The 7475-nt window shown below is 48.4% G+C and carries 1 protein-coding gene; it reads left to right on the top strand.

The features are described from left to right. The coding region (locus AOC28_RS11625) for an autotransporter-associated beta strand repeat-containing protein (protein ID WP_192846869.1) at window positions 1-7475 on the top strand (7475 nt) is incomplete at both ends.

Genomic DNA, 7475 nt, shown 5'->3' with positions numbered 1-7475 from the left:
TGTTACTTTGGGTGCTAATACTACGCTTACAACCACCAACGGCGCTGTGGTTTTTGCCGGAGCTGTAGACGGAACGGCATCTGGTTCGCAGTCGTTAACGGTTGCTAGTGGAACGGGTTCTATTATGTTGGGTGGCAATGTTGGAGGGTCTGTATCTCTATCATCCCTCAATTTCAGCAGTAGCACCGCATCCACCGTGTTAATAGGCTCGGTAACTACGACTGGTTCACAAACATATGCAGGCGCATTGTATGTGGCGGGTAGCTCACCAACATTGAGCAGCAGTAGTGGGGGAGTGACGATTACTGGTGCTATTTCAACCGGTGCAGTTTTCCAATTTACCTACGCTGCAACTAACTACTTGCTAAATGGCACTTCAACAGCAGCATCTGCAGCAGCAGTGCAAGATGGCTTGATCGTTACAACTAGCGGTACAGGCCAATTCTCAGTATCAACTGTAGTGCCTTTGTCAGGTATTCAATATCTCGTCGTTGGTGGTGGCGGTGGTGGCTCTATTGGATGTACCTGCAACAATGGTGGCGGTGGCGGTGGTGGCGGTGCTGTTTTAGTGGGCTCAAATAGCGCTCTGAATGTAGGTAGTAATTACGGCATCACCATTGGTAATGGTGGTGCTGGTGCATCCGGAGGTGCCGTTGCTAATGGCGGCAGCGGCGGCGCTTCATCTCTCACAGGCTTAACCGGAGGATCGGTCTCTGCAGCGGGCGGTGGAGGTTCGGTAGGAGGCCTTACAACCGTTAGCTCGAATCCTTGGTACGGCATAGGTGGAGCCGCCGGCAATTCCAATGCCGGCGCCGGCGGTTATGGCGGAAGCAATAGTTGTGGCTCTATTTGTTCCATGGAAAACGGTGGAAATGGCTATACCAGTGCGATTACTGGAACATCTTATGTTTACAGTTCAGGCGGTGGTGGCGGGGCTGGCTACAGTATTGGCGGTGGTACTGCTGGTGTTGGTGGAACTGGCGCAGGTAATGGTGCCCCGGGCAATGGTAATGCCACAAGTAATGGTGTCTCTGGTACCAATTATGGTTCTGGCGGTGGAGGCTCTTACAGCACAGGCACTGCTGGTTCGGGTGTAGGTGGAACGGTTGTTTTAGCTCTACCATCTAATGCATTAAGTATTAATGCAGGTAGTGGGGCGGTGTCGATCGGTTCATCAAGCAAGCTCACCAGCTTAACAATTACATCAAGCTCAAGTTCCTCAGCTCAAAGCAGTAGTGGAGTGATTAGTGGTGTAACTAATTTAATTTACAACGGCTCCGGAAAATTCACTCTAGCCGGTGCCAACACCTATACCGGTGGCACTACGATCTCTGGCGGTACTCTTCAAGTTGGCGCAGGAAGTACAACAGGAAACTTAGGCACTGGCGGCGTTACTGATAATGCTGCGCTGATCTTCAATAGAAGCGATGCCATTACTGATGCTAATAATATTACCGGCTCAGGCACCCTGACTCAAGCTGGTTCAGGCACATTAACCTTGAGCGGCAATAACAGCTATACAGGCGGCACCATACTAAATGCTGGAACTTTGAACCTGGGTTCTGCTAATGCTATCGGTAGTTCAGGAACGATTACCTTTGGCAACTATTCTGGCAGAATTACTGGGGGCGGTATTTTGCAGTTCAGCTCCAGCAATACCACCGACTACTCAAGTCGTTTTAGTTCCGCTCTTTTCCAAACATATCTCATTGATACAAACGGGCAGTCCGTCACTTTGGGAAGCGCATTAACCAGCAATGGTGGCACATTAATTAAGCTTGGCTCGGGCACCTTAACCCTGGGCGCTACAAATACCTATGCTAACGGCAGCGGTACTCAAATCTATAGTGGAATATTACAGGTCAGTAGTGATGCAAATTTAGGGAATAGTGGTCCCGTGATGTTGATTGGCGGAGCTTTATTGGCCTCATCATCTTTCTCAACCAGTAAAAATATAATAGCATATTTAACAAATGGTGTCATAGAGGCTGCCAGCGGTGTAACTTTGACGCTGACCGGATCTATCGATGGCACTACTGTGAACATTGGAGGCACAGCAACCGGCGGTAGTTACACGGGAACGATTGTTTACGCACCAAGCGGCGGGTCATTGACCAACCTAAACCTGTACGCGGGCACATTACTGAATAATTTTTCCTATACCAATGGCAGTTTGCTGACTATTTATGGTGGAAATATCGCAGCAGCTGCTGGAACCACGGTGACATTTAGTAATACTGTCGCTGGTAGCGCTGCAATCAATATTGGAGACTCTGTCAACACCGGTACGGTTGTATTGAGCAATACCTCTAATTCATTTAGTGGCGGTGTGAATGTGAACTACGGCACCTTGAGTGTTAGCGCTCAAACCAATTTGCCGAGTGGAAATACTGTCACATTAACCAACGGCGGCACTCTTCTAGATACGGCAAATAGCGTTACTCTTGCCAATAATATTGTGCTGGGAACAGGTGGTGGTGTCGTTGCTGTGAATGGTTCAGCTAATACCTTGACTTTGTCGGGAACGATGACTGGAGCCAATGCCATTCAGTTCGGTACTAGCACCAATACTGGAACCATAGCTTTGACAACGAACAAAGCATTTACTGGAGCTATGACGGTAAGTGCTGCTACGGTAAATCTGAGTGGTCTCTTATCAACTACTACCATTGGTATTTCGGGTAACGGCACTTTTGCAATAACAGGCGGTGGTTACAACCGAATTAATCAAGCAAGCGTTATCACCGTTAGCAATGGAACTTTTGCAAATACCCAAACTGGCAACGGAGCAATTGGCCAGACTATGGGGGCAGGGTCAACGATTAATTTAAACGGGAATGCAACAGTAAGCCTTGCTGGAGTGGGCGATACATGGGGCTCTATTTCAGTTCAAGGCCTTACTATCAACTCAAGCGGCTCTGGAAACTCCATCACGGGCGGCTCTCTAGCAATCTACAACACAGGCTTAACCATCAGCGTAGCAAGTAATACATCACTGACTATTAGCTCTCCGATGGTGGATTCTAATAGTACCGTTGGTTTGTATACAAAAACTGGCGCCGGTACATTGATTCTGACTGGCGCCAATACCTACACTGGTGTCACTACGATATCTGCCGGTACTTTACAAATCGGTGATGGCAACACAACCGGTACTCTGGGTTCAGGCGGCGTGACCAATAATGCTGCGCTTGTGTTCAATAGAAGCAATGCCATTACGGCAAATAATATTATTTCTGGTACAGGTACCGTAACGCAGAATGGCTCTGGCACTACAACGCTTGGCGGGGCTAATACTTACACCGGTAATACAACAATCAATGCGGGAACTTTGGCAAATGCTGCATCAGGATCCAGCACCAAGACTGCAACATTTATCATTAATAATGGCGGTACTTATAAGCTCCTATCCACAGTCGGTTTCCCAAACATCTCAACGAATGGTTATACATTCGTAGTGAACTCTGGCGGCACTCTAGATCTTAATGGGGTAGGTTGGGTCGATAGCGGTTCTACCGGTTATGCGATCCAGCTTAACGGTGGATCTTTGTCCAATAGTTCAGCAACAGCAGCTACTGTGACAATGAGTTATTCAGCGACACCTTCCAGACAGATTGTCCTAGCTGCAGACTCTTACATTGGTGGCATAGGAAACATCACACTAAATGGCGTGATTAGTGGCGCGTTTAGCTTGACCAACTCCAATACTGGGATAGTGACGCTTGGTGGAGCTAACTCCTATTCTGGTGGCACATTCATTAATGCTGGCACAGTACAAATTAGTTCTGATGGAAACTTAGGCGCTGTATCAAGCCCAGCAGCGACTAATGTCACCATTAACGGTGGCGGATTGTTGGCCAGCGGTCAAACTAGCGCATTTTCGATTGGCGCAAACCGCGGTATCGCGATCGGCTCTAGTGGTGGCGCTATCAGTAATGCCAGCACAACTTACACATTAACTATTGCGGGAGTGATATCTGGCTCCAACACACTAACGGTTAATGCAGGTAGCAATACCGGCACCGTTATTCTCTCGAATGCAGCCAATTCCTATACGGGTAACACCACTGTAAATAAAGGTGTCTTGCAAATTGGATCAGCAGGTACGCTCGGTAGTGGCTCTTATGCTGGAAACATCAGCATTTCTACTGGCGCAACCTTTAAATATTCTTCATCTGCAGCACAAACACTCTCTGGTGCAATTTCAGGAGTGGGCACCCTCACTAAAGATACCGGCACATCCGTGTTAACGATCTCAAACGCGAACGCCTTATTTGCTGGCCCAGTAAATGCGAATGCTGGTACTTTGGCGCTATCAAACCCAAGCGCCTTGGGTGGTTCAACAGGTGGTTTACTGACGATTGGTGCGGCCGGAACAGTGGATCTCCAGTATGCTGGCACAGTTACTCTGGCAACCTTATCTATTGCTTCTGGTGGTGCCATCACTAATTCCACTGCCAATAGTGCCTTGACTGTATCTGGTACAAGTACTTTGGGTGGCAGCGTGACTACGAATGCTTTGCAGACTTATACCGGTGCAGTAATACTAGGTGCAAACACAGTATTAACCACCACCACAGCGCCGATTACATTTAGCTCAACAGTCGATAGCGTTGTTGGATCTAATTACTCATTAACCATTACTAATGGAAGCGGTAGTAATACGTTTGCTGGAGTAGTAGGGGGCACCACTCCTTTATCTACGATTTCAGTATCGGGCGCAAGCAGCCTGCTAAGCTCTGTTACCACTAGCGGTGCTAGTGGACAGTTGTGGAGCGGTAATTTAACGATTGCAGGCAACGTGACCTTAAGTAGCAATAATGGACCGGTCACCATTAATGGAGCCGTTACTTCTCTACAACTTCAAAATATTTTGCAGTTCACTGGCTCAGGCGCCTATAGCGATACCGTCAATGGAGTAGTTGCGACAGGAACTGCTGGATCATCGGCTATTACTCTGCCTAGCGGCGGCGGAACTCTTTCTTATGCATCGGGCACTGGTATTTACTCTTGGACGGCCCCTGCAAATATTATTGCTCAGTACCTAGTGGTTGCTGGCGGTGGTGCTGGTGGTGCTAACGATGGTGGTGGCGGTGGCGGTGGTGGTGTTCTTGCTGGAAATATTTCAAGCAGTTCTGCCGTTACTTTTACTGCTGTAGTTGGAGCAGGGGGCAGTGGAATCGTTTCCTACCCTTATGTTGGTAATTCAGGAGTCAACTCAACATTAAATCAATCCTCTTTAGCCTTAAATATCACTGCTGTTGGTGGCGGTGGCGGTGGAGGCGTTGGGACTAATACGGCTGGCAGTTCTGGTGGTTCTGGTGGCGGTGGCGGAGTTGGTGGAGTTGGCGGTTCAGCTACGGCTTCACAAGGCAATACTGGCGGAGCGGGCTCTCCAAGTCCTACTGCTGCTGGCGGCGGCGGCGGTGCTGGTGGAGCTGGGGGTGTTGGCGCTAGGAGTACATTTAATGACATTACATGGGGTTCTGCCCTGGGTGGAGCTGGTGGAGATGGTCTCGCGTCCAGTATTACAGGCACCACGGTTTATTACGGTGCTGGTGGCGGTGGTGGTAGCGGCGCTTTCGGCGGCTCTGGAGGTCTAGGAGGCGGCGGGAATGGTGGAACTAATGTGAACGTTGGTGGCACCAATAATGGTATCGGCAGTGCGGGTTCTGGATATGGTAGCGGTGGTGGTGGCAGTCAAGACACCACAACGGTTGGAGGTAGCGGCTCTTCAGGTATCGTTATTCTGTCTTATTCTCCATCAAATGCATTTACTATCAATGCGGGTAGTGGAAAAGTCGCGCTTGCCGGCAATATCAATTCAGCAACCGCGAATTCGAATTCACTGAAGTCAATTGCGATTACCTCATCTAATGCAGCTAGCATCATCAGCGGAAATATCTATGGTAGTTCATCACTCACCTTTAATGGATCTGGCACTCTTCAATTAACTGGTGCCAATACCTACACTGGTGGAACTACGATTTCGGGAGGCACCTTATCTATTGCTTCTGCTGGCGCTGGTGGATCTAATTTGTCAACTGGCACAGTGACCATTGGAGGGGGTACATTACTTGATACGGCAACTAGCACCATCAATAATCCAATTACTCTAGCTGCTGGTACGAATAAGATTGCAGCTGCTGCCCTTACAACCCTAACTATCAGCAGCATCATTGGTGGTGGCGCCAATAGTATTTTTTTTGGTGACTCAACCAATACCGGTACCGTCATTCTCTCGGCAGCAAATACTTATACTGGAGGTACGACTATCTCTGGGGGCACTGTGCAGGTGGGTGCAGGTGGCGCAACAGGAAGCCTGGGTACTGGTGGCGTCGTTAATAATGCCGCACTGGTTTATAACGTAAGCGCAGCGATTACCGATGCCAATATTATTTCTGGGACGGGGTCTATTACTCAATCTGGTTCTGGTGCATTAACCCTAACTAGCAACAATACTTATACAGGCTTAACTACCGTTAATTCTGGAACTGTTCTCTATTTAACGCCTTCAGGCACCTTTGCCGATATCTTATCTGGTGGCTTTGTTAATAATGGAACTATCAATTTTGATGGTTCAAATGGTCTAGGGACCGCTACTGGTAGTTCTGGAACCTTTATTTACGGAGCCTCTGGATCGGGTGCCTGGAATATTACCAACAGTATTGCTAACACAACACAGTGGAATAATCGCCTAGCCATTTATGGCGTTGTTACTACTAGCGGCCAAATCACAGTTAATAACTACGGTAATTTCTGGCTACAAGCCAGCACCACTTCTTCAGTAAATTCAACATCTGCAGTTAACTTAAATGGCGCTAATACATATTTGCGCCTATACGGCGTAGCTAATGCAATTGATGCCATTGGAGCATTAACCGGATCTGGAACGGTAGATTTCTCTGATGGAGGTGCGGGCACCAGTATGGCATTGTCAGTGGGTAATGGTAATGGCTCTGGCACCTTTACCGGAGCGATCAAAAACTCAGGAGCCTCATCGGGTCCTACTACTTTGGGATTAACTAAGGTGGGTACTGGAACTCAGACTCTTTCTGGGACTAGCACGTACACCGGCGCTACTACTATTAGTGGTGGCATTTTGTCGGTAGCCACTCTTGCAAATGGTGGAGCGTCTAGTGGTATTGGACAATCTACCAGCTCTGCAGCTAATTTGGTAATTAATAGCGGCACATTGCAATACACCGGCGGTACATCAGGCCAAACACTTACGACTGATCGCCTATTTACCATTGGCGCGAGCGGGGCGACCATTGATGCATCAGGTACTGGTGCCTTAACATTCGGCAATTCTGGATCAATTGCTTTCTCATCAGGCACCAGTACACCTACCTTAACCTTAACGGGTAACGGTACTGCAACACTCACACCAATCTTGGGTAATGCCGGAACATCAACTTACATAACCGCATTAACCAAAACGAGTTCTGGTACTTGGACTTTAGGCGGTGCAG

This window comes from Polynucleobacter sp. MWH-Adler-W8 (assembly GCF_001889925.1).
Classification (GTDB): Bacteria; Pseudomonadota; Gammaproteobacteria; order Burkholderiales; family Burkholderiaceae; genus Polynucleobacter.
The sequence above is the reverse complement of the archived record's forward strand: the minus strand, read 5'-3'. Positions and strand labels throughout refer to the sequence as shown.